Annotated in this window: 24 protein-coding genes and 2 pseudogenes; 12 read left to right on the top strand and 14 right to left on the bottom strand. The window is 69.5% G+C overall.

Annotation, left to right across the window (positions count from 1 at the left end; genetic code table 11):
* Positions 1-158: 158 nt before the first annotated feature.
* Positions 159-710: a GH25 family lysozyme gene (locus ACFWBQ_RS26220; RefSeq protein ID WP_385498124.1), complete on the bottom strand. Its 552-nt coding sequence runs from the start codon at positions 708-710 to the stop codon at positions 159-161.
* Here ACFWBQ_RS26220 and ACFWBQ_RS26215 point away from each other — a divergent pair.
* A complete protein-coding gene (locus tag ACFWBQ_RS26215; RefSeq protein WP_385498783.1) occupies positions 702-1562 on the top strand; it encodes an NADPH-dependent F420 reductase in 861 nt (286 codons plus the stop codon). The two genes, ACFWBQ_RS26220 and ACFWBQ_RS26215, sit on opposite strands and share 9 nt — an antisense overlap.
* An 80-nt stretch (positions 1563-1642) precedes the next feature.
* On the opposite strand, the pseudogene ACFWBQ_RS26210 reads toward ACFWBQ_RS26215, so the two are convergent.
* Positions 1643-2337, bottom strand: a pseudogene (locus ACFWBQ_RS26210) (SDR family oxidoreductase).
* Positions 2338-2779: 442 nt separating this feature from the next.
* Here ACFWBQ_RS26210 and ACFWBQ_RS26205 point away from each other — a divergent pair.
* Entirely contained in the window at positions 2780-3328 is a 549-nt protein-coding gene (locus ACFWBQ_RS26205; RefSeq protein ID WP_385498115.1) for an SRPBCC family protein, read from the top strand.
* An 18-nt stretch (positions 3329-3346) separates the two neighbouring features.
* On the opposite strand, the gene ACFWBQ_RS26200 is transcribed toward ACFWBQ_RS26205, so the two are convergent.
* Positions 3347-3673, bottom strand: a complete 327-nt coding sequence (locus ACFWBQ_RS26200) for a pentapeptide repeat-containing protein (protein ID WP_385498109.1) — start codon at positions 3671-3673, stop codon at positions 3347-3349.
* Between ACFWBQ_RS26200 and ACFWBQ_RS26195 the strand changes: the two genes are divergently transcribed.
* The 3 genes from ACFWBQ_RS26195 to ACFWBQ_RS26185 all read left to right on the top strand — a co-directional run bounded on the left by ACFWBQ_RS26195 (position 3606) and on the right by ACFWBQ_RS26185 (position 5151).
* The gene (locus tag ACFWBQ_RS26195; protein WP_385498100.1) at positions 3606-3941 is read left to right on the top strand and encodes a GlcNAc-transferase family protein; all 336 of its coding nucleotides are present in this window, start codon (positions 3606-3608) and stop codon (positions 3939-3941) included. The two genes, ACFWBQ_RS26200 and ACFWBQ_RS26195, sit on opposite strands and share 68 nt — an antisense overlap.
* 400 nt (positions 3942-4341) lie before the next feature.
* A complete protein-coding gene (locus ACFWBQ_RS26190; RefSeq protein ID WP_385498093.1) occupies positions 4342-4833 on the top strand; it encodes a hypothetical protein in 492 nt (163 codons plus the stop codon).
* Positions 4834-4920: 87 nt separating this feature from the next.
* Positions 4921-5151 (top strand): hypothetical protein, encoded by a 231-nt coding sequence (locus tag ACFWBQ_RS26185; protein ID WP_329204330.1) that lies wholly within the window; start codon positions 4921-4923, stop codon positions 5149-5151.
* An 83-nt stretch (positions 5152-5234) separates the two neighbouring features.
* Here the strand turns inward: ACFWBQ_RS26185 and ACFWBQ_RS26180 are convergent, their stop codons facing one another.
* Positions 5235-5987, bottom strand: a complete 753-nt coding sequence (locus tag ACFWBQ_RS26180) for an ArsR/SmtB family transcription factor (RefSeq protein ID WP_385498079.1) — start codon at positions 5985-5987, stop codon at positions 5235-5237.
* A 200-nt stretch (positions 5988-6187) separates the two neighbouring features.
* On the opposite strand from ACFWBQ_RS26180, the gene rhaI reads away from it, so the two are divergent.
* From rhaI to ACFWBQ_RS26160, 4 genes and pseudogenes are all read left to right on the top strand, one after another.
* Positions 6188-7354, top strand: a complete 1167-nt coding sequence (rhaI, locus tag ACFWBQ_RS26175) for an L-rhamnose isomerase (RefSeq protein WP_385498071.1) — start codon at positions 6188-6190, stop codon at positions 7352-7354.
* Between the two features lie 72 nt (positions 7355-7426).
* On the top strand, positions 7427-9472 hold the full coding sequence (locus tag ACFWBQ_RS26170; RefSeq protein WP_385498062.1) for a bifunctional aldolase/short-chain dehydrogenase: 2046 nt from the start codon (positions 7427-7429) through the stop codon (positions 9470-9472).
* Positions 9473-9548: 76 nt separating this feature from the next.
* Positions 9549-11093, top strand: coding sequence for a rhamnulokinase family protein (locus tag ACFWBQ_RS26165; RefSeq protein WP_385498051.1), 1545 nt, complete (start codon positions 9549-9551; stop codon positions 11091-11093).
* A pseudogene (locus ACFWBQ_RS26160) lies at positions 11086-12553 on the top strand (arabinose isomerase). Before ACFWBQ_RS26165 ends, ACFWBQ_RS26160 begins: the two are co-directional and overlap by 8 nt.
* 32 nt (positions 12554-12585) lie before the next feature.
* Here ACFWBQ_RS26160 and ACFWBQ_RS26155 read toward each other — a convergent pair.
* Positions 12586-13644 carry an enoyl-CoA hydratase/isomerase family protein gene (locus ACFWBQ_RS26155; RefSeq protein ID WP_385498037.1) on the bottom strand — a complete coding sequence of 353 codons (1059 nt, stop codon included), beginning with the start codon at positions 13642-13644 and terminating at the stop codon, positions 12586-12588.
* Between the two features lie 200 nt (positions 13645-13844).
* Between ACFWBQ_RS26155 and ACFWBQ_RS26150 the strand changes: the two genes are divergently transcribed.
* The gene (locus tag ACFWBQ_RS26150; protein ID WP_385498031.1) at positions 13845-16004 is read left to right on the top strand and encodes a SpoIIE family protein phosphatase; all 2160 of its coding nucleotides are present in this window, start codon (positions 13845-13847) and stop codon (positions 16002-16004) included.
* 97 nt (positions 16005-16101) lie between these two features.
* Here the strand turns inward: ACFWBQ_RS26150 and ACFWBQ_RS26145 are convergent, their stop codons facing one another.
* Positions 16102-16734: an LAETG motif-containing sortase-dependent surface protein gene (locus tag ACFWBQ_RS26145; RefSeq protein WP_385498016.1), complete on the bottom strand. Its 633-nt coding sequence runs from the start codon at positions 16732-16734 to the stop codon at positions 16102-16104.
* A 249-nt stretch (positions 16735-16983) separates the two neighbouring features.
* On the opposite strand from ACFWBQ_RS26145, the gene ACFWBQ_RS26140 reads away from it, so the two are divergent.
* Positions 16984-17667, top strand: coding sequence for a histidine phosphatase family protein (locus ACFWBQ_RS26140; protein ID WP_385498010.1), 684 nt, complete (start codon positions 16984-16986; stop codon positions 17665-17667).
* A 98-nt stretch (positions 17668-17765) separates the two neighbouring features.
* Here the strand turns inward: ACFWBQ_RS26140 and ACFWBQ_RS26135 are convergent, their stop codons facing one another.
* From ACFWBQ_RS26135 to ACFWBQ_RS26125, 3 genes are all read right to left on the bottom strand, one after another.
* Positions 17766-18254 carry a GNAT family N-acetyltransferase gene (locus tag ACFWBQ_RS26135; RefSeq protein WP_385497999.1) on the bottom strand — a complete coding sequence of 163 codons (489 nt, stop codon included), beginning with the start codon at positions 18252-18254 and terminating at the stop codon, positions 17766-17768.
* A gap of 40 nt (positions 18255-18294) precedes the next feature.
* Entirely contained in the window at positions 18295-19269 is a 975-nt protein-coding gene (locus ACFWBQ_RS26130) for a DUF6397 family protein (protein ID WP_385497981.1), read from the bottom strand.
* Positions 19270-19377: 108 nt separating this feature from the next.
* Complete coding sequence (locus tag ACFWBQ_RS26125) at positions 19378-19788, bottom strand: roadblock/LC7 domain-containing protein (protein ID WP_385497974.1); 411 nt, start codon at positions 19786-19788, stop codon at positions 19378-19380.
* Between the two features lie 136 nt (positions 19789-19924).
* On the opposite strand from ACFWBQ_RS26125, the gene ACFWBQ_RS26120 reads away from it, so the two are divergent.
* Complete coding sequence (locus ACFWBQ_RS26120; protein ID WP_385497957.1) at positions 19925-20353, top strand: PPOX class F420-dependent oxidoreductase; 429 nt, start codon at positions 19925-19927, stop codon at positions 20351-20353.
* Between the two features lie 39 nt (positions 20354-20392).
* On the opposite strand, the gene ACFWBQ_RS26115 is transcribed toward ACFWBQ_RS26120, so the two are convergent.
* The 5 genes from ACFWBQ_RS26115 to ACFWBQ_RS26095 all read right to left on the bottom strand — a co-directional run bounded on the left by ACFWBQ_RS26115 (position 20393) and on the right by ACFWBQ_RS26095 (position 25546).
* The gene (locus ACFWBQ_RS26115) at positions 20393-21025 is read right to left on the bottom strand and encodes an ATP/GTP-binding protein (RefSeq protein WP_385497924.1); all 633 of its coding nucleotides are present in this window, start codon (positions 21023-21025) and stop codon (positions 20393-20395) included.
* A 209-nt stretch (positions 21026-21234) separates the two neighbouring features.
* Positions 21235-21636 carry a DUF742 domain-containing protein gene (locus ACFWBQ_RS26110; RefSeq protein ID WP_385498779.1) on the bottom strand — a complete coding sequence of 134 codons (402 nt, stop codon included), beginning with the start codon at positions 21634-21636 and terminating at the stop codon, positions 21235-21237.
* A 22-nt stretch (positions 21637-21658) separates the two neighbouring features.
* Complete coding sequence (locus tag ACFWBQ_RS26105) at positions 21659-22093, bottom strand: roadblock/LC7 domain-containing protein (protein WP_385497908.1); 435 nt, start codon at positions 22091-22093, stop codon at positions 21659-21661.
* Complete coding sequence (locus ACFWBQ_RS26100) at positions 22090-24702, bottom strand: nitrate- and nitrite sensing domain-containing protein (protein WP_385497869.1); 2613 nt, start codon at positions 24700-24702, stop codon at positions 22090-22092. Before ACFWBQ_RS26100 ends, ACFWBQ_RS26105 begins: the two co-directional genes overlap by 4 nt.
* Positions 24703-24775: 73 nt before the next feature.
* On the bottom strand, positions 24776-25546 hold the full coding sequence (locus ACFWBQ_RS26095) for an MHYT domain-containing protein (protein WP_385497847.1): 771 nt from the start codon (positions 25544-25546) through the stop codon (positions 24776-24778).
* Between the last annotated feature and the right edge of the window lie 28 nt (positions 25547-25574).

Genomic DNA, 25574 nt, shown 5'->3' with positions numbered 1-25574 from the left:
TGCGGCGGTACTGCGGGACATCCCTGTCCGCACTGCACCGGTGGCTGGCAAAGGACACTCCATTGGCCGACGGCCACGATGCCCTTGTTGACGCACGGACCGCGGGCAGACGGCGCATCCGCGGCATCATCCCCGAGGCCCGGACATGCGGGGGCCCCTCAGCCTTGGGACCAGGAACGCATCGCCGCGCGCGAGGAGAAGTCGGCCACGTTCCTGTCCAGCGGCTGGTCGGTGTACTGATGAATGCGCCAGGACGCCTTGATCCGCGGCTTGCCCGCCGTTACGTAGTCGGCGATCCAGAGACCGTCGCCCGCGTACGACGTCGTGTCGTGATGCAGCCAGAAGGAGCGGTTGCAGTACAGCAGGACACGATGGTTCGGCCTGAGGCGCTTCACCTCACGGATGAAGCGGTCCTTGTCGCCGTTGCTCGCATGCGTACCTTCGCCTGTCGTCTCCCAGTCGACGGCGAGCAGATCGCCGGCTTTCTCCGGCGCACCGCCGACAAAATACGCCGCCTGTTCTTTGACCTTCCCCGGCCACAGAAAGTGATAGAAGCCGACCACACATGCGGCTCCCCTGGCCCGTTCGACCTGGTCGGCGAGGCGCGGATTGATGTATGAACGTCCTTCGGTCGCCTTGATGAAGACGAAGTCCAGACCCTCGGTGTCGAAGGACGTCTGGTGGGAACTGACATCGACGCCATGCAGCACGGGCGTCACCTCCACATGGGGCCGTGCGGTTCCGGTTCTCCCCTCTCCCCTCATGCGTGCCCGCACGCAGGGGTTCCATCCGCCCGACGGCCGGCAGAACCGATTCGGCGAGTCGGAATAGTCGCCGTCCGCGCGGGGTTGGTGGTCCGTCGAGACCCTTTCACCCAACGCAGCAGGCATCGGAAGGTCGGATCCATGAAGATCGGCATCATCGGAGCGGGCAACATCGGCGGCAACCTGACCCGGCGCCTCACCGAGCTCGGACACGATGTGTCCGTCGCGAACTCTCGCGGACCCCACACCCTCCAGGCACTCGCCGACGAGACGGGCGCCACCGCGGTCACAGCGGCGCAGGCGGCGCGCGACGCCCTGATCGTCGTGGTGACCGTCCCCCTCAAGGCAGTCCCGGACCTGCCGTCCGGACTCATCGACGAGGCTGCACCCGGCGCCGCTGTCATAGACACCGGCAACTACTACCCGCAGCGCGACGGACGGATCGCCGCCATCGAGGACGGCCTGCCGGAGAGCCGGTGGACCGAACAGCAGATCGGCCACTCGGTGATCAAGGCCTTCAACGGTACGTACGCCGAGGACATCCTCGACAGGGGCCTGCCCCAGGGGACCCCCGGCCGCCAGGCGCTCCCGGTCGCCGGTGACGATCCGGCCGCCAAGCAGGCGGTACGGGAGCTCATCGCCGAGCTGGGCTTCGACACCGTGGACACCGGTGGTCTGGACGAGTCGTGGCGCCAGCAGCCGGGAACGCCGGTCTACGGGAACCGGGGCGACGCGGACACCATCCTGAAGGCCCTGGCGGACGCGTCCCCGGAACGTACCGCGGAGTGGAGCGCCTGACCGTTGCCCCAGGGCCCCTCGCCCCGTACCCCGTGCTGCGCTCCCAGGTCGGTGGCGCAGCACGGTGCACGGAGGTGTCGTCAGACGGGCTGGCCGATCGGCCGGATGATGACGTTGTTGACATCGACACCTTCGGGCCGGCCGATGGCTCACACGATGGAGTCGGTGATCTGACCTGCCGTCGGCCGACGTCCCTCGGGCAGGCTGCCGAGGTCGCCCCAGAACGGTGTCTCCACGCGGCCCGGCGCGATCAACGTCACGCCCACGACGTCGCCCGTCACCATGCGCCGGGTGTTCCCGGCCAACCCGGTAACCGCCCACTTGCGCCCCGCAGATGTTTCCCGGGGTGTTGAGGAAGCCGGCGACGCTGCCGACCAGGACAACGCCCGCGCGTTGCCTTCAGCGCCAGGAGTGCCGCCCTGATCAGCAGGGCCGGTCCCATAACGTTGGTGAGGACCATCTCCCGCCAGGCCTCGGGATCGCCGTCCGCCAGGGTGTCGTGGGTGGCGATCCAGCGTTGGCGACAACGGCATCCAGCCTTCCGAACCTGTCGACCGTCGCGTCGACCGCGGATCGCACACGTCATGGTCGGCCGCGTCGCCGGTGAACGTCAACAGGCCTTCGGGCTTGCCGAGTTCCTCGGCGAACGCCTCAGCCTGTCCTCGCCGCGCCCGGTGACGGTCACCCGATGACCCCGCTCCAGCAGTTGACGGGCCGTCGCCGCACCGATTCCGCTACCGCCTTTGGTGATCAGCGTGACCGGTGATTCACTCATGCTTCGCTCCCCCTGGTCGTCCTTCTTGCCGCGTGGCTGCGCGGGTTATGCCGGGGATCCCCACAGTTGGAGTGCACGCGGAGTCAAGTCCCCTATTCCGAGGCGCACTTCTTGCTCGCTGAGCTCGGGGATGACGCCGGGCGGCGAAGCCCGGACCAGGCCCGGCGTCGATGACCCCGCCGTCGGCGTTCGTCCTATCGAGCTGCGTGGTGGGCTCGTCGAGGTCGTACGGCGCGAACGCCCGCTGTTGTCGGCGGGTGCCGTTCAGGTGCGGCCGGCTTCGGTGGGTGGGCAGGCGCGGAGTCCTCGGGTCCGGTGTTCCGGGCGGTGCCAGGTGTAGGCCACACTGTCTGTCCGACGAACCACCACCGCCAACCGTTCGCCCACGATCCGCCCGGCCTGCGGCAGGTGTCCCAGGACGGCCGTGGACAAGGAGTCCCCCATGCCCCGCACCATGTCCGTCTCGGAAAGCATCGTGATCCACGCGGCGCCCTCGGCCGTGTACGAACAGCTCAGCGACCCCACGGCCATGGGGCGCTGGAGCCCGGAGAACCGGGGCGCGAGGGTGCTCGGAGAGCACGCGGGCGGCACCCATGTGGGCATGGTCTTCGAGGGCCGTAACAAGCGCGGCGCCTTCCGCTGGACGACGAAATGCACCGTCACAGCCGCCGACGCGGGCGAGCGGTTCGCGTTCCGCGTCCATGCGATCGGGGCCAAGCGGCCTCGGCTGCGAGGGCCGATCGCGACGTGGGAGTACCTCTTCGAGGCGGTCGACGGCTCCACGCGGGTCACGGAGATATGGACCGACGACCGCCGATCGTGGCCGGATCCCCTCGCCAACACGTTCGACCGGATCGCGACGCGCGGCCATACGTTCGCAGAGTTCCAGCGCGCCAACATCCGCACAACGCTGGAACGGCTGAAGGAGGCGCTGGAGCAGGACAGCGCGTCTGCCGCCGACCACGAGGAGGACGGCCCGCGCCCCGCGTGATCATCCCGGGCCGGGCCTTCAGCCCTGTCCTGAGCCCTGGCCGGACCAGTGCGTGGGCCGTGTCAGGGGCGGCGGAAGCTTCGTGGCGGCGTCGCCCTTCGCCGCGTTCAGCTGGGCCTGGGTGAGGAACAGGGTTCCCATGAGGTCGGCGCCGGACAGGTCGGCGTCACGGAAATCCGCGCCGATCAGGTCGGCGAGCCGTAGATCGGCCCCGCGCAGGTCGGCCGCGATGAGGTAGGCCCCGCGCAGGTCTGCGCCCCGCAGGTCGGCGCCCCGCATGCGGGCTCCGATGAGGTCGGCCCCCCGGTGGTTGCGCTTCTTGCGCCGGGGAACAGCAGCGCGCACGAGCTCGCTGGCGCGCAGCAACAAGGACGCGACCTCGTCGCGGTGTGCCGACACGTCGAGTTCCGAGAGGACTTCGGCCGAGGAGTGGGTGAGGTGCTCGGTGGTGACGAGGGCGCTGCGAAGCTCCGCGTGCAGAGGCCCGGCCGCGGGCAGGGCGAGGGCTTCGGTGAGATACCAGAGCAGTTCGTGGAGCCTGCGCATCGCGGGGAAAACCTGGAACATCTGCTGGGCGGTGTCCGGAGCGGATCGCCAGTCCCGGCCGTCGTAGGTTTCCTGGGAGACCTTCTGGCCGGCACCGAAACAGTCGTACACCGTGCAGCCGGAGAACCCCTTCGGTCGCAGTTGTGTGTGAATGCCGCAGCGGAAGTCGTCCCGCAGATTGAGGCAGGGCTCCCCCGCCTCCTTGTTGATCGCGAAGTCCGCGGACGCGGTCAGCGTCAGCGCGACACAGCACAGACCGAAGCAGTTCGCACAGTCGGCGCGCAGATCCTCCCGCTCGGTGGCCGGAACACCGGTTGGTTCATGGTCGGGCACGGTACGTGATTCCTCCGGGGGAGCGGGCGTGAATGCCGAGCCTATCGATGCCTGACAACTCCCGGCGCAACCACCGTTGTCACTGGGCCGGCGCACACTTGGCCGCAGAGCACTGCACCGGTGAAGGGACACGTATGGAGACCTCGCGGGAGACCGGGTTCGAGCCCGTCACCGGGGACGGGCAGCCGCTGTCCGGTCCCGCCGACGAGCGTGCGGGCGTGGTGCGGACGGCCTTCGACGGGATGCTGCAGATCCGACGGCTGACCCATACGGGGCACGCGGATCCCGAGCGTGTACCCGCCCAGTGGGAGCTGCACCAGCCGGTCCGGGCGGTGGCGCTGGCCCTGGAGGCCGCAGAGATATCCGCCTCGGCGGTCGGCGCGTCCGGGGAGCGTACGGCCACGGGGTACCGGGTATGCGAAGGAGAACTCCCCGGCTCGGTACGGGTGGAGTGGGTGGGTGCGCCCGGCAGCGGCGCGGCCCATGACGAGGAGCGCGCACTGGCCGGGTGCGCCACCGTGCTGCAGCGCCTGGGCTGGACGGCTCTGTCGTACCGGGGACCGCGCCGGCGGCGTTTCCTGGAGGTCGAACCACCGGCCGCGGGTCCTCGCACGCAGCGCGGCTGAGCCTGCTCGCCGGGCCGCACGGACGGGCGTTGTCAGACCCATGGGGGATGCTTGACGGTCCGACACCTCTGACCAGGAGATGCTGAGATGCGCAATGACGAGATCGCCGCCGCCCAGGCGTACGTCCGGTTACTGGCGGCCACCCGTGCCGCGCTCGCGGACCCGGCGGACGCTCCGCTGTACATGCCGTTGCTCGCCTCCCCGATCGAGGAGGCCGACGAGGCGCTGCGGAGCGCGGGCCTCTCGGGCAACGAGGACAGGCTCTTCGCTCTCGTACGGGCACTTCAGCCGAGCCTGACCGGTTCCTCCGGCCGCTGACCACTACGGCTCGCGGTGGATGTCCCGCTCCGGGACGGGAGCTCCGGGCATCCACCGCGGAAGAGTCACAGGCGGATTTTCGACTACGTGTACAGCAGGGAGCCCGGCGTGGTGAGCAGCTCGCCCGTCTCGATCCAGGTCTTCAGGCCGGAGAGGATCATCGGCCAACCGCCGTACAGCTCCTCGTTGGCGCCGTCGCGCAGCTCGTCATGGGTGACGGTCAGCCGGCAGGAGTCGCCGACGGGCTCGATCTCCCATGTGATGCGGGTCGGTCCCTCGTTCTTCACCTCGTCGCTCCAGAGCGCCACCATGCTCTGGACCAGCTTGCGCGGCGGGTCGACTTCGAGGTTCTGACCCTCCCCGAGCGGTCCAGGGGCACCCGGGGCACCCATCTCGAAACGTGATCCCGGCGTCCAGTCGGAGGTGACACGGGCTCCGAAGTTGTATTTGCTCCTGATCTCGGGGTCGGTGATGGCCTCCCAGAGGCGCTCGGGAGTGGTGCGGATGTAGATCTCGAAGACCTTCTCCATGGGGTTCTCCAGTCGGCTCTTGAGGCCGCTGAGCCCTGCAGCCCAGGGCTCCGCGTACTTGCTCACCCACCGGTCGTGGACGAGCCGGATGGGCACCGCGTTCAGGAAGTGGAGCTTCTCCCGGCCTCGCCGTCGAGTGACGACCAGGCCCGCCGCTTCCAGCAGCTTGAGGTGCTTCATCACCGCGAACCGCGTGATCTCGAAGCGGGCCTCCAACGCACTCAGTGTCTGCCCGTCTTCACGGAACAGCTCGTCGAGCAGACTGCGCCGCGTCGGGTCTGCCAGGGCTTTGAACACCGCGTCCATGAAACCAAAATATGTGACCTTTGGGTCACCTGTCAAAGGGACGAGACAGCAAGCGCTTGCGATGAATTGATTCAAATCCAGAAGAAACTTGACTAGCTGCTTGACTAGCAGCATCAGCCAAATCTAGCGTACGTTCCGATGAAACGATTCATGTCCCCGATCCTGACCGGTCGCCGGATGACTCTGCTTACGAGGTGTTCATGTCTGATGTGTCGGCCGTCAAGGCAGCTCTGAAGTCTCAGGTCATCGAGACGCCGTCCTGGGGTTACGGCAACTCCGGGACCCGTTTCAAGGTCTTCGCCCAGCCCGGAGTCCCCCGCGATCCGTTCGAGAAGCTTGCGGACGCGGCGCAGGTGCACGGCTACACCGGGGTCGCCCCGAAGGTGTCGCTGCACATTCCGTGGGACAGGGTCGAGGACTACGCGGCACTGACCCGGCACGCCGAGGGGCTCGGGCTGCGGATCGGCGCCATCAACTCCAACGTGTTCCAGGATGACGACTTCAAGCTGGGCTCGGTCACCCACCCGGACCCCAAGGTCCGCCGCAAGGCCACCGACCACCTGCTCGAGTGCATCGACATCATGGATGCCACCGGGTCGCCCGACCTCAAGCTGTGGTTCTCGGACGGCACCAACTATCCGGGTCAGGACGACATTTCGGGCCGTCAGGACCGACTGGCCGAGGCGCTGGCCGAGGTCTACGAGCGGTTGGGCGACGACCAGCGGATGCTGCTGGAGTACAAGCTCTTCGAGCCGGCGTTCTACGCCACCGACGTCCCGGACTGGGGTACCTCGTACGCCCATTGCCTCAAGCTCGGCCCGAAGGCGCAGGTCGTCGTGGACACCGGCCACCACGCGCCGGGCACCAACATCGAGTTCATCGTGGCGTTCCTGCTGCGCGAGGGAAAGCTCGGAGCGTTCGACTTCAACTCCCGCTTCTATGCCGACGACGACCTCATGGCGGGCGCCGCCGATCCGTTCCAGCTGTTCCGGATCATGCATGAAGTGGTCAAGAACGGGGGCATGAAACCCGAGACCAACGTCAACTTCATGCTCGACCAGTGCCACAACATCGAGGCCAAGATCCCGGCAGTCATCCGCTCGGTCACCAATGTGCAGGAAGCGACCGCGAAGGCGTTGCTGATCGATGTCGAGGCGCTGGCCGAGGCGCAGCGGTCCGGCGACGTCCTCGCCGCCAACGGTGCGCTGATGGACGCGTTCAACACCGACGTACGGCCGCTGCTCGCCGAGGTGCGCGAGGAACTCGGCCTGGCCCGCGACCCGTTCGCCGCCTACCGCGCCTCCGGCAACCAGGAGCGCATCGCAGCCGACCGGGTCGGCGGCGAGCAGGCCGGCTGGGGCGCCTGAGACCACCGGCGCCTCTCGCGCCCAGCGCATCCGTCCGGTACCCGCCCGCCCCATCACCTCGAAGGAACCCTCATGACGTCCGCGACGCACGCCGAAGTCGCCGCGCTCCTGGAGCGCGCCCACCGGATCGGCTCCGACCCCCGCAACACCAACTACGCCGGAGGCAACACGTCGGCCAAGGCTACGGAGACCGATCCGGTCACCGGCGGCGAGGCCGAACTGCTCTGGGTCAAGGGCTCGGGCGGTGACCTCGGCACACTCACCGAGGCCGGGCTCGCCGTGCTCCGGCTGGACCGGGTGCGCGCGCTCAAGGACGTGTACCCGGGGATGGAGCGCGAGGACGAGATGGTGACGGCGTTCGACTACTGCCTGCACGGCAAGGGCGGCGCCGCCCCGTCCATCGACACCGCGATGCACGCACTGGTCGAGGCCGCCCATGTCGACCATCTGCATCCTGACTCCGGTATCGCGCTGGCGTGCGCCGCCGACGGCGAGAAGCTCACCGCGGAGTGTTTCGGGGACAAGGTGGCCTGGGTGGGCTGGCGCCGCCCCGGTTTCCAGCTCGGTCTCGACATCGCGGCCGTCAAGGAGGCCAACCCGCAGGCGGTCGGCGTTGTCCTGGGGGGCCACGGCATCACGGCCTGGGGCGACACCTCCGAGGAGTGTGAGCGCAACGCCCTCTGGATGATCCGTACGGCCGAGACGTTCCTCGAGGTGCACGGCAGGACCGAGCCGTTCGGCGCCGTGCTGTCCGGCCGGGAGGCCCTGGCGCAGGAGGCACGCCGGGAGCGGGCCGCGGCGCTCGCTCCGGTGATCCGCGGTCTGGCGTCCACGGACCGCCCGCAGGTGGGCCACTTCACCGACGCGGAGCCGGTGCTGGACTTCCTCTCCCGCGCCGAGCACCCGCGTCTCGCCGCACTCGGTACGTCCTGCCCGGACCACTTCCTCCGTACGAAGGTCAGCCCGCTGGTCCTTGATCTGCCGGCAGACGCTCCGCTCGACGAGGCGGTCGCCCGCCTCCAGTCGCTCCACCAGGAGTACCGGGAGGCGTACCGCGCGTACTACGAGCGTCACGCGACACCCGACTCGCCCGCGATGCGCGGCGCGGACCCGGCGATCGTGCTGGTGCCCGGGGTGGGGATGTTCTCCTTCGGCAAGGACAAGCAGACCGCGCGGGTCGCCGGGGAGTTCTACCTCAACGCGATCAATGTCATGCGGGGTGCCGAGGCCGTCTCCTCCTACGCTCCGATCGAGGAGTCGGAGAAGTTCCGCATCGAGTACTGGGAACTGGAGGAGGCCAAACTCCGCCGTATGCCGCCGCCGAAGGCCCTCGCCACCCGGGTCGCGCTGGTCACCGGCGCGGGGTCGGGCATCGGAAAGGCCATCGCGCACCGGCTCGTCGCGGAAGGTGCCTGCGTCGTCGTCGCGGACCTCCACGCCGAGAACGCGGCTGCGGTCGCCGACGAACTCGGCGGGCCGGACAAGGCCGTCGCGGTGACGGTCGACGTCACCAGCGAGGACCAGATCGCCGACGCGTTCAAGACCGCGGTGCTCGCCTTCGGCGGCGTGGACCTGGTCGTGAACAACGCCGGGATCTCGATCTCCAAGCCGTTGCTGGAGACCACTGCCCGGGACTGGGATCTCCAGCACGACATCATGGCGCGCGGTTCGTTCCTCGTCTCGCGCGAGGCCGCCCGTGCGATGCGGGCCCAGGACCTCGGCGGCGACATCATCTACATCGCGTCGAAGAACGCCGTGTTCGCCGGCCCCAACAACATCGCGTACTCGGCGACCAAGGCCGACCAGGCCCACCAGGTCCGGCTCCTGGCTGCCGAGCTCGGCGAGCACGGCATCCGGGTCAATGGCATCAACCCCGACGGGGTGGTGCGCGGCTCCGGGATCTTCGCCGCGGGATGGGGCGCCCAGCGTGCGGCGACGTACGGCATCGAGGAGGAGAAGCTCGGCGAGTTCTACGCCCAGCGCACACTCCTCAAGCGCGAGGTGCTTCCCGAGCACGTCGCCAACGCCGTGTTTGCGCTGACCGGCGGGGACCTCACCCACACGACCGGCCTTCACATTCCCGTCGACGCCGGTGTGGCGGCGGCCTTCCTGCGCTGACCACACGCGATCAGCCGCGCCTTGCACGGTCTGCGGACGTGCGAGGCGCGGCCCCGCCCGATCGGATGAGATGGCCATGTCTGCGACTTCACGACACGACCCGGTGTTCGCCGCGGTTGACCTCGGCGCCACCAGCGGCAGGGTGATCACCGGCCGGGTCGGCCACGACGAGCTGGTGCTGACCGAGGCGCACCGCTTCGCCAACACTCCGGTCCGGCTGCCCGACGGGCTTCGGTGGGACGTGCTCGGCCTGTACCAGGGCATGCTGGACGGACTCCGGGAGGCGGCGCGCAGCGGTCCCGTCACCTCGGTCGGCATCGACACCTGGGCTGTGGACTACGGTCTCCTGGACTCCGACGGGGCTCTGCTCGGGGTGCCGTTCCACTACCGCGACAGCCGTAACGCCCGCGCTGCCGACGAGGTACTGGCCCGTATCGGCGCACAGGAGCTGTACGGCGTGACCGGATTGCAGCATCTGCCGTTCAACACCGTCTTCCAGCTCGCCGCCCATCGTTCCACCGCACAGTGGGAGGCCGCGCGGACGCTGCTGCTGATGCCTGATCTGCTGGTGTACTGGCTGACCGGGACGGTGGGTGCGGAGGTGACCAACGCGTCGACGACCGGACTGTTCGACGCCCGTACCGGAAGCTGGTCCGAGGCACTGATCGAGCGGCTGGGTCTGGAGCCTTCACTGCTCCCCGCGCTGCGCGAACCGGGTGACCGGGCGGGAGCGCTTCTGCCGCACGTCACCGAGTACACCGGTCTGCCCGCGGGCACGCCGGTGACGACGGTCGCCTCGCACGACACGGCGTCGGCCGTCGCCGCGGTCCCTGCCACCGAACCCGGGTTCGCGTATGTGTCGTGCGGCACCTGGTCGTTGGCCGGTCTGGAACTGGACGCGCCCGTGCTGACCGAGGAGTCACGGGCGGCGAACTTCACCAATGAGCGCGGGGTCGACGGCACCGTCCGCTATCTCCGCAACATCATGGGCATGTGGCTGCTGGAGGAGTGCCGTCGTACCTGGGAGCGCGTCGGTACGTCCCCGAGCCTGCCCCGGCTCCTCGCGGACGCGGTGCGTGCCCGGCCGTTCGCCGCGGTGATCGATCCCGACGATCCGGCGTTCCTTGCCCCGGGGGACATGCCCTCGCGCATTGACGCCGCTCTCACCCGGACCGGACAGGCCCTGCCGGACGGCCCCGGCGGGTATGTGCGGTGCGTGCTGGAGAGTCTCGCTCTGGCCCATCGGCGCACGCTGCAACAGGCCGCCGGCCTGGCGGGCCGCGAGCTGACCCGCATCCACCTGGTCGGGGGTGGCTCGCGCAACGAGTTGCTGTGCCAGTGGACCGCCGACGCGACCGGTCTGCCGGTCACCGCGGGTCCCGCGGAGGCGACCGCACTCGGCAACGTGCTCCTGCAGGCGCGGGCCCACGGTCTGGTGGGCGGCCTGGCCGACTTGCGCCGGCTGGTCGCACGCACCCAGGAACTGCGTCACTACAGCCCGCAGGGGGACCCGGCGGCGTGGGACAGGGCCGCGGACCGCCTCGAGGCGACGCGTGCGGCGGGCACCCCGGCCGCCACGGACCGCTCCGCAGAAGACGAAGGAAGGAATTCCGATGGCTGACGATGCCCCCGCCGCGCTCGACGGCACGCTCGTCCGCACCACACGCCGCCGTACCCGCGTCGGTCTGGTCTCCGGCGGGCTCGCCGCCTACTGGCCGCAGTTCCCCGGCCTCCTGGATCAGCTCCAGGACTCGGCGCGCTTCGTCACCGAGCGATTCGAGGCGATGGGATGCGAGGTGGTCGACGCCGGCTTCATCTCCGATCCTCAGGAGGCGGCCCGCGCGGCGGAGCAGCTTCGCAGGGCCGACTGCGACATCGTCGTCACTTTTCTGACGACCTACCTCACTGCTTCGATGGTGCTGCCCATTGCCCAGCGCACCCATACGCCGGTGCTGGTCATCGATCTTCAGCCGACCGAGGTGATGGACCATCCGAACACCGATACCGGCAAGTGGCTGGCCTACTGCGGCCAGTGCCCGCTGCCCGAGGTCGCCAATGTGTTCCGCCGCAGCAATATTGCTTTCCGCTCGGTCTCCGGACATCTGCAGGACGAGAACGCATGGAACCGGATCCGTCGGTGGATCTCCGCGGCGGGCGGGCGTGCGGGGCGCCATGCGCCACGGCCGGCACGGGCTGATGGGCCACCTCTACCCGGGGATGCTCGATGTGTCGACGGACATGACGCTGGTGTCCTCCCAGTTCGGCGGTCATGTCGAGGTCCTGGAATTCGACGATCTGCGGGTACGGGTCGCGGCGGTCACCGATGAGGAGGCCGCCGAGCGCGTCGCGCCGGCCCGGGGCGTGTTCACCCTCGACGAGTCCGTCGACGAGGGTGATCTCGACTGGGCGGCCCGGGTGTCGGTGGGGCTGGACCGGCTCGTCGAGGACTTCTCGCTCGACAGCCTCGCCTACTACCATCGCGGCCTCGACGGCGAGATCCACGAGCGGCTCGGTGCCGGGATGATCCTCGGTGCTTCCCTGCTCACCGCCCGCGGTATTCCGGTTGCCGGTGAGTACGAGCTCCGCACCAGCCTCGCCATGCTGATCGCCGACACCCTCGGTGCCGGCGGGTCCTTCACCGAACTTCAGGCCCTGAACTTCCGTGACGGCGTCGTCGAGATGGGCCACGACGGCCCGGCTCATCTGGCGGTCAGCGCCGAGGACCCGTTGCTGCGGGGTCTCGGCGTCTACCACGGCAAGCGCGGCTGGGGCGTCAGCGTCGAGTTCGATGTGAAGCACGGCCCGGTGACCACGTTCGGGATCGGACAGGAGGCGGACGGCTCGTTCGTGTTCGTCGTCTCCGAGGTCGAGGTCGTCGCCGGCCCGCTGCTGAAGATCGGCAACACGACGTCCCGCGTGGACTTCGGCTTCGACCCCGGTGAGTGGACTGACGCCTGGTCCTCGACGGGTATCGGTCACCACTGGACCCTCTGCACGGGTCACCGCGCCAAGGACTTCAAGGCCGCTGCCGGCCTTCTCGGCATTCCGTTCCGCGCGGTCACCGGGCCGGGCGACCTCTGAGCGGCGTTCGTACCGCTCGGGGAGAGGTCCGGTCAGCCTGAGGCCAGCCCGAGTTCGAGTTCGCCGAGCGGCTCGAAGTGGCGGGCGACGTCCGCGTCGGTGACGTCGCCCGGCTCGGCCGGGTTCCACCTGGGACGACGGTCCTTGTCGATGATCTGGGCGCGCACTCCCTCCACCAGGTCGGGTCCGGCGAAGGCCCGGCAGGAGACCCGGAACTCCTGGTCGAGTGCCGCTTCGAGGCTCTCGAGACGCCTGGCGCGGCGCACGGCGGCAAGGGTGACCTTGAGCGCGGTGGGCGACTTGGCGAGAAGTGTCCCGGCGGTCTCCTTCGCTGCGGGCACACCGCTGTCCACGAGCCGGCCGATGATCTCTTCGACGGTGTCGGCGGCGTAGCAGGAATCGATCCATGGGCGGTGAAGGGCGAGCTCCCCTTCCGGCGCCGTCGTGGCGTACCGCTGCACCGTCTCCGTCACTCCGGCGGCCGTGGCACTGCGGGCAAGGTCGGCGGTGAGGTCTCCCAGCCGCTGCGAGGGCACGAAATGGTCGGCCAGCCCGCACAGCATGGTGTCCTCGGCGCCCACGGCCTGCCCGGTGAGCGCGAGGTGGGTGCCGAGCTCGCCGGGTGCTGCGGCCAGCAGATAGGTACCACCTACATCGGGGACGAAGCCGATCCCGGTCTCAGGCATGGCCACGCGCGAGCGCTCGGTGACGATGCGGACGTCACCGTGGGCGGACACCCCTACCCCACCGCCCATCACGATGCCGTCCATGAGCGCTACGTACGGTTTGGCGAATCGGGCGATACGGGCGTTGAGCCGGTACTCGTCGCGCCAGAAGTCCACGGATGCCCTGCGGCCGGCTCGCGCGTCCTCGTAGATGGACCGGATGTCGCCGCCGGCGCACAGACCGCGCTCCCCGGCCCCGCTGATCACGACGGCGGTGACGGCGTCGTCCTGCGCGGCGAGGGTGAGCGCCTCGTCGATGCTCCGCACCATGGTGTGGGTCAGCGCGTTCAGTGCCCGGGGACGGTTGAGCGTGATGTGCAGACTGTGACCCTCGGTATGCAGCAGGACTGGTTCGTCGTCATTCATGTGTGCGCTCCGGTCAGGCATGGGCGGTGCATCCACCGGTTGTGGGAGATCTCTGTCTGCCATTCTGCGACGGCCGCATCGAGGCTCCGGAGCCGGGTGCCCTGCGAAACCGCTGTGGCACTCCCGCACGGCGGGCTCGACAATTGAGACCTACGGGCCGCGACTTTCAGCAGGCCTGCCGGACGACCTCCGGAGCAGGAATGACCGACGATCCACGGCGAGCAGGCTCCAAGGCTCCGCCTCCCCTCCGGTCCGACGGGACCGGCAGCAGCGAAACGGGGACGGCGGAGCGCCTCGCCATGAACCGGACCGGCAGTTTCGAATGGGATCTGGACGCAGGGACCCTGGATATCGACGAGGCCGGGCTGATGGTCTTCGGTCTGGACCCGGAGACCTTCGACGCACGGCCGACGTCCGTGGTGGAGCAGCTCGATCCGTCGGAACGAGCGCGTCTGGACGTCACCATCGACGAGGCGCTCTCCAGCGGGAGCAGCTCCTACAGTGTCCACTTCCAGGTGCCCCTGGCGGACGGCGCGCGCCAGTGGACCCACGTTCAGGCCCGGATCCTGCGTTCCGAGGACGGCCGCGCACACCGTGTCATCGGTGTGGTGCGGGACGCGACGGCGGAAGTCACCCATTCGGCCTTCGTGCAGAATCTGGAAAAGCGCCGCCAGCGCCAGACCAACATTGTTGAACGCACGACTAGTGCGATGTCGCGTGCGGTGACCGTCGACGACGTCACCGCCGCACTCACAGGCCCCGGGGGCCTGGCCGGGCTCGGCGCGGACGGGCTGGCACTCGGACTGGTGGAGAACTCCGCACTCAACATCATCGCGTTGAGCGGCGACTCCGTGGAGGTGCTCGGCGGCCTGGGCTCCGGGGAGCTCGACGCGGACCTTCCCCTGGGTGACACGATCCTCAGCGGAAAGCCCCGGTTCATCACCTCGCTCGATTCCCTGATCCGGCGCTATCCGGTGCTCGAGCCGCATATGGGCCTGCTGAAGTTCCGCGCCGCCGCCTACCTTCCGCTGGTGGCACAGGCGCGACCCCTCGGTGGGCTCGCCCTCTTCTACCGGGAACGCACGGTGTTCAGCGCGGACGAGCGCATTCTCTGCCTGGGACTGGCCGCCATCGTGGCCCAGTCGCTCCAGCGGGCCATGCTGTTCGACGAGGAACGTGAGTTCGCCACCGGGCTCCAGTCGGCCATGCTGCCGCGGCGGATCCATGACATCGAGGGCGGGGAGATCGCGGTTCGCTACCACGCGGCGTGGAGCGGCCGGCAGGTCGGCGGCGACTGGTACGACGTGATCGCGCTGCCCAACCACCGCTTCGGCGTCGTGGTGGGCGACGTGCAGGGCCACGACACGCACGCTGCCGCGATCATGGGCCAGCTGCGTATCGCCCTGCGCGCGTACGCAGCCGAGGGACATCCGCCGGCGACGGTACTGGCTCGCGCCTCCCGCTTCCTGGCCGAACTGGACACCGACCGCTTCGCAACGTGTGCGTATGCACAGGTGGACCTCGCCACGGGCACGGTACGCGTGGTGCGCGCCGGGCACTTCGGCCCGCTCATCCGGCACACCGACGGCCGGGTCGCCAGCCCTCAGGTACGCGGAGGTCTGCCGCTCGGGATCTCCACGACCTTCAAGGACGAGGAGTTCCCGGAGACGCGGCTCGACCTGGTACCGGGCGAGACGCTCGTCCTGTACACCGATGGGCTGGTGGAGGAGCCGGGCGCCGATATCGACACGGGCGTCGCCACGCTGGTTCACGAGATCAGCAACGGGCCGGCGGGTGCCGAGGCGCTGGCAGACCACCTGTCGGACCGGCTGTGGGAACGATGGGGCTCGGGGGACGACGTGGCGCTGCTGGTGCTGCGCCGCAGCCCCGACCTGGGGTCGCCACGCGCTCCGCGGCTGCACCAGTACATCCATCAGGCGGACCCGGAGGGGCTCTCGGATGCGCGCGCCATCGTTCGTCAGGCGCTCACGGACTGGGACATGGCCGCACTGGCCGACGATGCGGAACTGGTCACCGGCGAGTTGCTGGTGAATGTGCTGCTGCACACGGAGGGCGGAGCCGTACTCACACTGGAGGTTCTGCCGGAACCTGTTCGGCGCATCAGGCTGTCGGTCCAGGACCGCTCGAGTGTCTGGCCGAGGCGTCGCACCCCGGGCGAGACCTCGACCTCGGGGCGCGGTCTGCTGCTTCTGGACGCGGTCGCCACACGCTGGGGCATCGAACCCCGCGGTGAGGGCAAGGCCGTCTGGTGCGAGATGGGTCCAACCTCTCCGGACGCCGCCATCGCGCCGACCAACGCCTCGGTTGCGCCCGGTCCCATGGACCCGGCGCAGCCATGAGGAACGCTGTGAGGGGCGTACCGCATCGATCCCGATGCGGTACGCCCCTCACCCGGCCTGCCGGAACTCGCCCGTCGGGCCGGACTGCCGGGATGCGTCAGTGCTGCGCGGAACGGCGCTTACGGACGGACCACAGGATGCCGCCGCCGGCGAGCAGAACCGCGACCGCGGCACCCCCGATGACGGGCGTGGCGGACGACGAACCGGTCTCGGCCAGGTCGGGCGCGCTGGGGCTCGGCGCCGCCGGGGCGGGCGCTGTCTCCGTAGCGGTCTCGCTCGGCGTGGCACTCGGCTCGGGGGTCTGCGTGGCCGACGGCTCAGTACTCGGAGTCGCCTCGGTCGGCGTGGGCGACGGAGTATTGTCCTCGCACACCGGGGCCGTCTTCGTCTCGTCGCGCGAGAACTTCTCGCCGTCTCCGGCCTTGACGACGAGCCGGACCGTCAGCTCCTTGTCGTGCGAAGGCAGCTGGAGAGGCGTCTTCGTGTGGAACTCCCGACCGAACGTCGTCGCGGGGAGCAGTTCCTTGCCGCCCACCACGGAGACGGTCACGACGTTGGCGACGTCGCTCGAGTACTGGGTCAGGTCGACGCTCACGTCGGAGCAGGTCACAACCCAGGTGGGGGTGTGAGCTGCGGCCGGACCGGCGGAGATGACCCCGCCGGTCAGGCCGACAACCGCAGCGGCCGCGAATGCTCCCGCGCCACGCCACGATCTCCTGGGTATGGTCATGGATTCTTCCTTCATACGAGTTTCCCCGCCGGACTGGCGGTGGGGCGCACAGTACTGCCCCCGCCGACCAGGTGTGCACCCACCCCACGCACCATCGGACGCACCAACTGTTGCCACATCACCGCGACTTATGACATGGCGGACACGCCGGGACGCGGGCAGGCACTGCATGGGGTGGCGCGATGGGAAGGTGACCGGTACATATATCTGTTGTTGCACCCTGCACCCAGCCTGGAGCCCGTCCCATTTATGCGATTGCTGTTGATCCGTCACGGTCAGACGCCGTCCAACCTCGGCCACTTCCTGGACACCGCGCGTCCCGGCCCCGGGCTCACCGGCCTGGGTCTACGCCAGGCGGCCGAGCTGCCGGCCGCCCTGGCCGGTGAGGACATTCGCGCCCTCTACGCCTCGACGCTGACGCGCACTCAGCTGACGGCGGCGCCCCTGGCTGCCGAGCGGGGTCTGGAGGTCCACATCCGGGACGGCATCCGTGAACTTTCCGCCGGGAAGTTGGAGATGCGCGCCGACCGGGCGGCGGTGGCGGAGTATCTGATGACGGCATTCGCCTGGTCCGCCGGAGACACGGCGAGACGTATGCCGGGCGGCGAGAGCGGCGCCGAGGCACTGGCCCGCTTCGACGCTGTGGTGGCGGAGGCCGCCTCGGCCGCCGGACCGGCCCGCACGGGAACGGCGGCCCTGATCAGCCATGGCGCGGCGATCAGAATGTGGGCGGCAGCCCGTGCGCACAACGTCTCGGTGGACTTCGCCGCCGCACGGGCCCTCGACAACACGGGGGTGGTGGTGGTCGAGGGCACGCCCGAGGATGGCTGGAACGCGCTGTCCTGGGCCGGCACGGTGGTCACTCCGGGGACCAGGAGCGGCGTGGAGGACGCCGGACCTGCGGGTCGTACGATCTCCGGTGTCGGTGACTGAGCGGCTCGGCGAGCTCCACGCCCCTGTGCCCAGAATGGCCTAGGCCGCCTCAGCAGTCCCAGCGGACCCACATGGCTCCCCGTCGCCTTGAGACCCTTTCAGAGGGACTTGTGCATGATGTGCAGGCCGACGTAGCCCTCGACGGGGTGGTTGAATCCCTCCGGAAGCGTTCCCAGTACCTCGAAGCCGAGCGAGCGGTACAGCCGCACGGCGCGGGTGTTGGTCTCCACCACGGCGTTGAACTGCATGGCACGGAAGCCCGCTTTCCGCGCCCACTCCACGGTGTATTCGCACAGGACACGGCCCACACCCCGGCCGGAGTGCCGCGAGTCGACCATGTAACTGGCGCTGGCGATGTGCGAGCCGTTACCCATGTGGTTCCGGTTCATCTTGGCCGTGCCCAGGACTGTCCCGGCGTCATCGACCGCGACGACCGTACGGTTCGGCGCGGACATGAGCCACCACTCCCTGGCGTCGTCCGCGCCCAGGTCCAAGGGATAGGTGAACGTCTCGCCCGCGGCGACGATTTCATTGAAGAACGGCCAGATGGCGGGCCAGTCCTCCGCGGTGGCTTCCCTGATCAGCATGGGGTAACGATGCCCGTGCGAACGGGCCGATCGCAAGCACTCAATGATCTCGGCTCCGTCGCCTGCCCAGTCCGATCCGGGCAAGCAGACCAGGCCCGGCCACGGGCGGCACAGCGGCTCGGCCCGGCGCTCGGCCGACCGCCCTCACCTGTACGGGCGCAGGTACAGGCACGGGCACGCTCGCAGGTTCGCCGCCGGGCCGGGGAGCAGAGCGGCACTCCCTGGCCCGGTCCAGCTCCATGGCCAGGTTCACCCGCCGCCACAGGATTTCGTCCGGATCGTCCGCAAGCACCAGCTGCCCCATGGTCTCCCTTCCGGACACGGATCCAGGCCGTCCGAAGGAAGGTTCCGGCCGGACACGCGCAAGGTAGGCGCGTTCGTAGGGGTCATCCACTACCTCCGCGAGCTGGACCGCATCCAGAGCAGACGCCTGCACCGCAGCACGCACCCATGGATCCTCCGTCCGGCTCAACAGCCTGTCGATCCTGCGCGAACGCCAGTTGCGCGCACGCCAGTCGACGCCGGCCTCCAGCATGGTCCGCATCCCGACCGGGCTCTTTCCGGCGAGCAGATCGGGCTCCCTCGCGCCGAATCCTGCGAGTTCGTCCACGAGATAGAGCCAGACCACCGCGCGGTATCGGTTCAGATAGAACGCCACCGGTGAGATGCACCCGATCCGGGCGAGCGCACTGAAGCGGACACCGCTGATGCCGAGCAGGGCGGCGCCCTCCGCCGTCCCTGCCGTGCGCACCCTGTCCCGGAGTGATTCGGGGAACCCGGCCATGGCTCGCAGCCTGTCGACCTCCTCCCCTCGGACCCGCGGCCTGCCGACGCCCGGCCACGCTTCCGCGCTGATCAGTCCGAGATGGACGGCAAGATCGAACTCGCCGCGCTTCAACTCCAGCGCCTGCGCGGCACGCCCGGCGGCCAGTGTGTTCCCCGCACCCCCGCCCGCTGCTGTGTCCCTGCGCTCCGCTCCTGCGCCGACGGTGCGTGTGGCTTCCTTGACAGCCATGACTGGCCTCCCCCGTGAGGTCGAATACTCTCTGTGACCACGGTAGCCAGGGGAGGCAGATCCCGCTGCCCCTGTGGATAACTCCGAGTGTTCAGCGAAAAGCTCAGGTCAGAGGCGTTCGGCTCGCTCCGCGCCTTGCCGTGCCGTAACACCGAGGTGCTCGCCCACGCGATTGACCAGCAGGGTCATCTCATAGGCGACCTGGCCGACATCAGCCTCTGCGGAACTCAGTACGCACAGGCAGCTGCCGTCTCCCGCCGCCGTCACGAAGAGCAGCGCCTCATCGAACTCCACCATGGTCTGGCGCGCTCTGCCGGCCCCGAAGTGACGCCCCGACCCCCTGGCCAGGCTGTGCAGTCCGGACGAGACCGCCGCAAGGTGCTCGGCGTCCTCGCGTGCCAGTTCGGTGCTGGCCCCGGTGACCAGCCCGTCGTTCGACAGCACCAGAGCGTGCTGTACGTGTTCCACTCGGCTGGTGAGATCGTCAAGGAGCCAGTCAAGTCCCCGGTCCATCGGCATGTGCTCGTCCTCCCCGTTCGTCCGTTCCCCGCGTCGATGGGCAAGCCTTGCGTACGGCTCCCTCGCGGGCAAGCGCCTCCCGGTCTCCGGGGCGTCGCTTCACGCCATGCTGCGTTTCTCGTCCGAAGATGGGCTCATGGCACACCACATGACTCAGGACGAATGGCGGGCGTTCCTCTTGGAGGGAACCCGCACCGCCAAGGTTTCGACCGTACGAGCGGACGGAAGCCCGCACATCGCTCCCGTCTGGTTTCTGCTCGACGATGACGATCTGCTCTTCAATACGGGGAAGGAGAGCGTCAAGGGCCGCAATCTCGCGCGTGATGGACGGGTGTCGATCTGCGTGGATGACGACCGGCCTCCTTTCGCGTTCGCGGTGCTTCAAGGGCGGGCGGAACTGAGCGAGGACCTCGGCGAATTGCGGCACTGGGCGACACGCATCGCCGGCCGCTACATGGGCCCGGATGCGGCCGAGGAGTTCGGGGCACGCAATGGTGTAGCCGGCGAGCTCGTCGTGCGCGTGCGCATCGACAAGGTGCTGGCCATGGCCGAGGTGGCCGGCTAGACCGCGATGCCCGGGCGGCACACGTTCAGGCCATCCGGCTCATTGCGTGCCACCCTGCCCCACGGAGTCGAGCAGCCGGGCGGTATGCATCCGCCCGGCGTACTCGACCATACGGATGAGGACTTCTTTTCCGGAGGCTCGGTCGCGTGCGTCGCACAGCACGACCGGCGTGCCACGGTCGAGGTCGAGTGCGCGGGAGACGTCGTCCTCCCCGTAGGCACGTGCTCCCGCAAAACAGTTGACGGCGACGACGAACGGAATGCGGCGGTGTTCGAAATAGTCGACGGCCGGGAAACAGTCCTCGAGCCTCCGGGTATCGGCCAGTACAACCGCTCCGAGCGCACCTGTGGACAGCTCGTCCCACAGAAACCAGAAGCGGTCCTGCCCCGGGGTGCCGAACAGATAGAGCGACAGGCCGGACCTGATGGTGATACGGCCGAAGTCCATGGCCACGGTCGTGGTGGTCTTCTGATCCACTCCGCCGGTGTCGTCCACGGACTGCCCCGCCTCGCTGAGGAGTTCTTCGGTGCGCAACGGCCGGATCTCGCTGACCGCGCCGACCAGGGTCGTCTTGCCGACGCCGAAGCCGCCGGCGACCAATATCTTCAGGGCAAGGGCCGTGGTGTCCTCGGTCTGTTCCCCACCCGTGCTGTCCACATGCTCGGAGGACATCGATCACTTCTCTCGCCAGTGCCATCAGTAGGGGCGACAGCATGGCAAGGAGCAGCCGCCGCCGTAGGGAGTGAACGGTTTTTGACCGATGTGACCGGACGGGCCCGTTCGTTGTTCGCATTCGGTCGCTCCCGTCGGTTTTCGCCTCGGTATTCAACTTGGTATTCGACGCGAAGTGGCAGTACGGACGACCATCGCGCAGGCGCCCGTCACAGCGCCCGCAGGCCGTCGATCACCTCACGCAGGATCCGCTCGTCGGGCAGCTGCGCCGGGGGCACAGGACGGCTGACCCGCACGAAGCCGGCTTCGAGCAGATCGCCGAGGAGCACCCTCACCACGCCGACGGGCAGGTCGGCGTCGGCGGAGAGTTCCGCGACCGACTGGGTCTCGCTTCGGCACAGCGTCAGCAGGGCCCGGTGTTCCGGGCCGAGCAGGCCCTCGCCGGAACTGTCCGGGGCGTCGTCGTCGACCGCCACGAGCGCGATCAGGTCGAAGCGCACCCCACTGGGCCCCGGCTCGGTACGGCCGCCCGTCACGGCGTAGGGGCGGACCAGCGGGCCTGCCTCGGCGTCGTACCACTGGCTGCCCGGCGCTGTGCCGTCGTCGCTCATGCCCATGCGCACGCCCGCCCCCTCAGCCGGTTGCCGGTGGTTCGACGAGCCTCGCCGGGGTGGCGAGGTGCTCGCCCACCCGCTTCACCAGACGCGCCATCTCGTAGGCCACGAGGCCGATGTCCGCGAAGGCCGTGCTCAGCACGGCGAGACAGGATCCGTCGCCGGCTGCTGCGACGAACAGAAAGCCCTCGTCCATCTCGACCATCGTCTGGCGCACTCCCCCGGCCCGGAAGTGCCGGCCCGCCCCCTTGGCAAGGCTGTGGAAACCCGACGCCACAGCTGCGAGGTGCTCCGCGTCCTCCCTGCTGAGGGCACTGGACGCACCGACGGCCAGCCCGTCGTTGGACAGCACGACGGCGTGCCGGACCTCGCCGACCCGTGCGACAAGATCGTCCAGCAGCCAGTCGAGTTCGCCGGAGCCGCGGGAAGCCGCTGCCCTCTCGTTCGCGATCATGCCTGGTCTCCTTCGGTGTACGGCCGGATACCGGAATCGGGTCCGGGTGTGCTGCTGCCCGGTGCGGTCCCGCCGCCGCGGACCCATCCGTTGCGGTAGGCGGTCATGCGGTCGCGAGCCTGTTCGGGCGTTCGTTCGACCGGGGGCGTCGACCCGTGGTCGCGCGTCTCGCCCCGTTCCGGGCGCGGCTTCTCGCGCAGCTGGGGTACGAGGCTGGCCTGGCGGACGCGACGCGGCAGCTCACCGTCCTTGTCCGAGGGACCCGAGGGACCCGAGGGACCCGAGGGACGTGCACGCCGGTGCAGCGTGGTGACCGGCGCAGGTGCGGCCTTCGGCCCGGTACGCGTCTCGACGGGCGTACGCGGCTCGAGCGCCGGCACCGCCACCGGGGCGGGGAATGCGGTGGGACGCGGGGCCACGGGACGTGGCCCCGATCCCGGCGCCCGGCCGTCGCCGTCCCTGACCACCGTTGTCCCGGGGTCGGCGCCCACCGGAGCGGCCGGCTCCCCTGCCGGGAGTCCGCTCTGGAGCAGCGCGGTCGGCAGCAGCACCACCGCCGTCGTGCCCCCGTACGGCGAGGTGCGCAGCTGAACCTTGATGTGGTGGCGGACGGAGAGTCTGCTGACCACGAAGAGCCCGAGCCGGTCGCTGTCGAAGAGGTCGAGCGCTTCCGACTGCTCGATGCGCCGGTTGGCCTCGCCGAGGAGTTCCTTGCCCATGCCGAGCCCACGGTCCTCGATCTCCAGGGCGTACCCGTTGCCGACCGGTTCGCCGCTGATGCGCACCTTGGTGTGCGGCGGGGAGAACTGTGCGGCGTTCTCCACGAGTTCGGCCAGGAGGTGGGTGAGGTCGGCCACCGCCGCCCCCTTCACGCCCGCCTCCGGCAGCATCCGCACCTCCACGCGTGCGTAGTCCTCGATCTCGGAGACGGCGGCACGCACAACATTGGTCAGTGGTACGGCCATCCGCCAGGCGCGCCCGGGTGCCGCTCCGGAGAGAATGATCAGGCTCTCCGCGTGTCGCCTCATCCGGGTCGTCAGGTGATCGAGCCGGAACAGGTCGCCCAGCTCGTTGGGATCGTCGGCGCGGCGCTCCATGCCGTCGAGAAGGGCGAGCTGGCGGTGGACGAGGACCTGGCTGCGGCGGGCGAGATTGACGAAGACTCCGGAGATTCCGCTGGCGAGTTCGGCACGTTCGACTGCGGCGCTGAGCGCGGCACGGTGGACGGTGTCGAGGGCTTCGCCCACCTGGCCGATCTCGTCGTGGGAAGACCTGCCGACAGGCGCCTCCGCCCTGATGTCCAGTTCCTCGCCGGCGCGCAGTCGTTGCATGGCGCGGGGCAGTTTGCGCCGGGCGATCTCCAGCGCGCTGTTGCGGAGGCTGACGAGCTCGACGACGAGCGCCCGGCCGATGCGCACGGAGATCACGAGTGAGGCGGCGACGGCGAAGAACCCGAAGAGGACAGCCGCTCCGGCAGGACTGAACAGTGCCCGGGCGAGAGGGTCGGCACGGTCGGCGGCGCGCTCGACCGCGCCGGTCTCTATGGAGCTCAGCTCCTCGCGTACCGCGGTCGCGTCGCGCTCCCATTCCGCGGCGGACACCGCCTGCGCGGCTCTGCGGCCCGGCGCTGCCTGCAGCACCTCGTCCTCGGCTGCCATGATCCTGCGGTAGGCGCCGCGTTCGGTGAGGGCCCGCCAGGCACCTCGGCCGGTGCTCGGCAGGTCGGCGCCGGCCGATGCGGCGAGGCTCCGGCGGGTCGCCACCGCGCCGGTGAAGTTGCGGAGCCGCTCGCCGTCGAGCGTCCCGGTGAGCCCGGCGGAGGCCAGCAGCGCCTCCTCGCGCGCCAGCATCTCACCGCTCCGCCCCAGTTCGAGCAGGACGCGGGACTCGGACCCGAGCTCGGTGTCCTGAATGCCGGTCAGCGCACCGGAGACACCGAACGCCGCGGTGATGGCTTCGGAGTACTGCGTGAATGCGGCGTCCGCTTCGGCGCGTTGATCCGCGTCCCGGTCCCGGGGGCCGCCGGTGGGAGGGGCCAGGAGACGGCTGCGCAGGGTGCGCAGTTGCTGGGTGTGCTCCAGGAAGGTGCTGAGCCGGCCCGCCACCCCCACGGGAAGATTGCCTGCGTCGGCGACCGTGTGCCGGTCGCCCAGGCGTAGCGCGCCGAGCGTGGCATCGGTCCGCCTCGCCTGCCGCTTCAGGTCGGCGGCGTGTCCGGTGCCCGGGGCCACCGACTGGCGCAGTGCCGCCTCGCGTTCGATCTGCAATGCGGCGACGGCCGCCGAGACCGGTGCTCGCACGGTGTGGTCCACCCGTTGCAGTTCGCGCAGTCGGGCCACGTCCTGCGCCGTGGTGACGGTGGCGAAGCCCCAAAGGACAAGCAGCGAGACGACGGGGACCATCAGCAGGGAAATGACCTTGGCCCGCACGGTCCTGGGGCGCAGGGACCCGCGACGCGCCGGGGGATCGTCCGGGGCCGGCGACCGGGCCTGGTGCTCGGTGCGCTCGTCGGCCGGCCGTCCTGCGTGCGCGCGGCGTCCGCGCGGCGGTGGCGCGGGCCGTTCGACGTGCGCACCGGAGTCCGGGGTCGTCGTGCGGGGTGTGCGCATGGCCTCCTCGTTCCAGGTGTGGAGCTCTGTGCCCCGAGTGCTGTGTACGGCGGGGTGCCGCGCGGTACGGGCGTCAGGGCGCCGCTGCCGCCGGGGTCCGTTCGGCGGTGTCCTCCACGTGGTCGCGGGCCGCAGGTGACAGTGCGACGAACGCCGAAGTGAGAAAGAGGTACGAGCCCAGGCCCACGGCGAGGGGGAAGATGAACTGCATCACTGTGGCTCCGGGGAGCTCGGATCCCGAGGGCGCGACCCGGACTTTTACCGCCAGCATTCCGGTGTAGTGCATGCTGCTGACTGCCGCGCCCATGACGAGGGACGCGAGGGCCACAGCCCCCGGCGACCTGATGTTCAGTGCCGCCCAGAGTGCCGCCGTCGCGGCGACGACGGCGATCGTCACCGAGAGCGCCACGAGCAGTGGGTCGTAGGCAACGGTGCCGTGCAGCCGCAGCGCGGCCATGCCGAGGTAATGCATGCTGGCGACTCCGAGCCCGGTGGTAAGGCCGCCGACCAGGAGCGCACGCGAGCGGTCACGGCTGTAGCCGACGACGAAGACTCCGGCCCCGACCACCACCATGGCGACCAGCAGGCTGAGCAGGGTGAGCGGCACGTTGTAGCGGATGTCGGTACCGGTGACGCCGAAGCCGAGCATGGCGACGAAGTGCATCGTCCAGATGCCCGTACCGATGGCGGATGCGGCGGTGAACAGCCAGTTGCGGCGCGAACGGCCGCTGGTGGCGAGCGCGCGCACGGTGCAGCGAAGACCGAGTGCGGCGCCGATCGATGCCATCGCGTACGACAGCGCGGGTGTCAGCCAGCCGAAGGTGGCGTGGTCCAGGTGTCCCATGGATCGGGGACGCTAGCCCGCTCAGGGG

It is taken from the genome of Streptomyces sp. NPDC060035, from assembly GCF_042736635.1.
GTDB lineage: Bacteria > Actinomycetota > Actinomycetes > Streptomycetales > Streptomycetaceae > Streptomyces.
This window is presented reverse-complemented; position numbering and strand designations above follow the sequence as displayed.

Excerpts from the sequence above, each read along its gene's own strand:
- ACFWBQ_RS26115 (WP_385497924.1), bottom strand. The coding sequence starts at position 21,025 with ATGTCCTCCGAGCATGTGGACAGCACGGGTGGGGAACAGACCGAGGAC.
- ACFWBQ_RS26130 (WP_385497981.1), bottom strand. The coding sequence starts at position 19,269 with ATGGCTGTCAAGGAAGCCACACGCACCGTCGGCGCAGGAGCGGAGCGC.
- ACFWBQ_RS26195 (WP_385498100.1), top strand. The coding sequence starts at position 3,606 with ATGCGGGCTCCGATGAGGTCGGCCCCCCGGTGGTTGCGCTTCTTGCGC.
- ACFWBQ_RS26095 (WP_385497847.1), bottom strand. The coding sequence starts at position 25,546 with ATGGGACACCTGGACCACGCCACCTTCGGCTGGCTGACACCCGCGCTG.
- ACFWBQ_RS26165 (WP_385498051.1), top strand. The coding sequence starts at position 9,549 with ATGTCTGCGACTTCACGACACGACCCGGTGTTCGCCGCGGTTGACCTC.
- ACFWBQ_RS26110 (WP_385498779.1), bottom strand. The coding sequence starts at position 21,636 with ATGAGCGACGACGGCACAGCGCCGGGCAGCCAGTGGTACGACGCCGAG.
- ACFWBQ_RS26215 (WP_385498783.1), top strand. The coding sequence starts at position 702 with ATGCAGCACGGGCGTCACCTCCACATGGGGCCGTGCGGTTCCGGTTCT.
- ACFWBQ_RS26205 (WP_385498115.1), top strand. The coding sequence starts at position 2,780 with ATGCCCCGCACCATGTCCGTCTCGGAAAGCATCGTGATCCACGCGGCG.
- ACFWBQ_RS26125 (WP_385497974.1), bottom strand. The coding sequence starts at position 19,788 with ATGCCGATGGACCGGGGACTTGACTGGCTCCTTGACGATCTCACCAGC.
- ACFWBQ_RS26185 (WP_329204330.1), top strand. The coding sequence starts at position 4,921 with ATGCGCAATGACGAGATCGCCGCCGCCCAGGCGTACGTCCGGTTACTG.
- ACFWBQ_RS26105 (WP_385497908.1), bottom strand. The coding sequence starts at position 22,093 with ATGATCGCGAACGAGAGGGCAGCGGCTTCCCGCGGCTCCGGCGAACTC.
- ACFWBQ_RS26170 (WP_385498062.1), top strand. The coding sequence starts at position 7,427 with ATGACGTCCGCGACGCACGCCGAAGTCGCCGCGCTCCTGGAGCGCGCC.
- ACFWBQ_RS26140 (WP_385498010.1), top strand. The coding sequence starts at position 16,984 with ATGCGATTGCTGTTGATCCGTCACGGTCAGACGCCGTCCAACCTCGGC.
- ACFWBQ_RS26180 (WP_385498079.1), bottom strand. The coding sequence starts at position 5,987 with ATGGACGCGGTGTTCAAAGCCCTGGCAGACCCGACGCGGCGCAGTCTG.
- rhaI (WP_385498071.1), top strand. The coding sequence starts at position 6,188 with ATGTCTGATGTGTCGGCCGTCAAGGCAGCTCTGAAGTCTCAGGTCATC.
- ACFWBQ_RS26190 (WP_385498093.1), top strand. The coding sequence starts at position 4,342 with ATGGAGACCTCGCGGGAGACCGGGTTCGAGCCCGTCACCGGGGACGGG.
- ACFWBQ_RS26100 (WP_385497869.1), bottom strand. The coding sequence starts at position 24,702 with ATGCGCACACCCCGCACGACGACCCCGGACTCCGGTGCGCACGTCGAA.
- ACFWBQ_RS26135 (WP_385497999.1), bottom strand. The coding sequence starts at position 18,254 with ATGCTGATCAGGGAAGCCACCGCGGAGGACTGGCCCGCCATCTGGCCG.
- ACFWBQ_RS26120 (WP_385497957.1), top strand. The coding sequence starts at position 19,925 with ATGGCACACCACATGACTCAGGACGAATGGCGGGCGTTCCTCTTGGAG.
- ACFWBQ_RS26150 (WP_385498031.1), top strand. The coding sequence starts at position 13,845 with ATGACCGACGATCCACGGCGAGCAGGCTCCAAGGCTCCGCCTCCCCTC.
- ACFWBQ_RS26155 (WP_385498037.1), bottom strand. The coding sequence starts at position 13,644 with ATGAATGACGACGAACCAGTCCTGCTGCATACCGAGGGTCACAGTCTG.
- ACFWBQ_RS26145 (WP_385498016.1), bottom strand. The coding sequence starts at position 16,734 with ATGACCATACCCAGGAGATCGTGGCGTGGCGCGGGAGCATTCGCGGCC.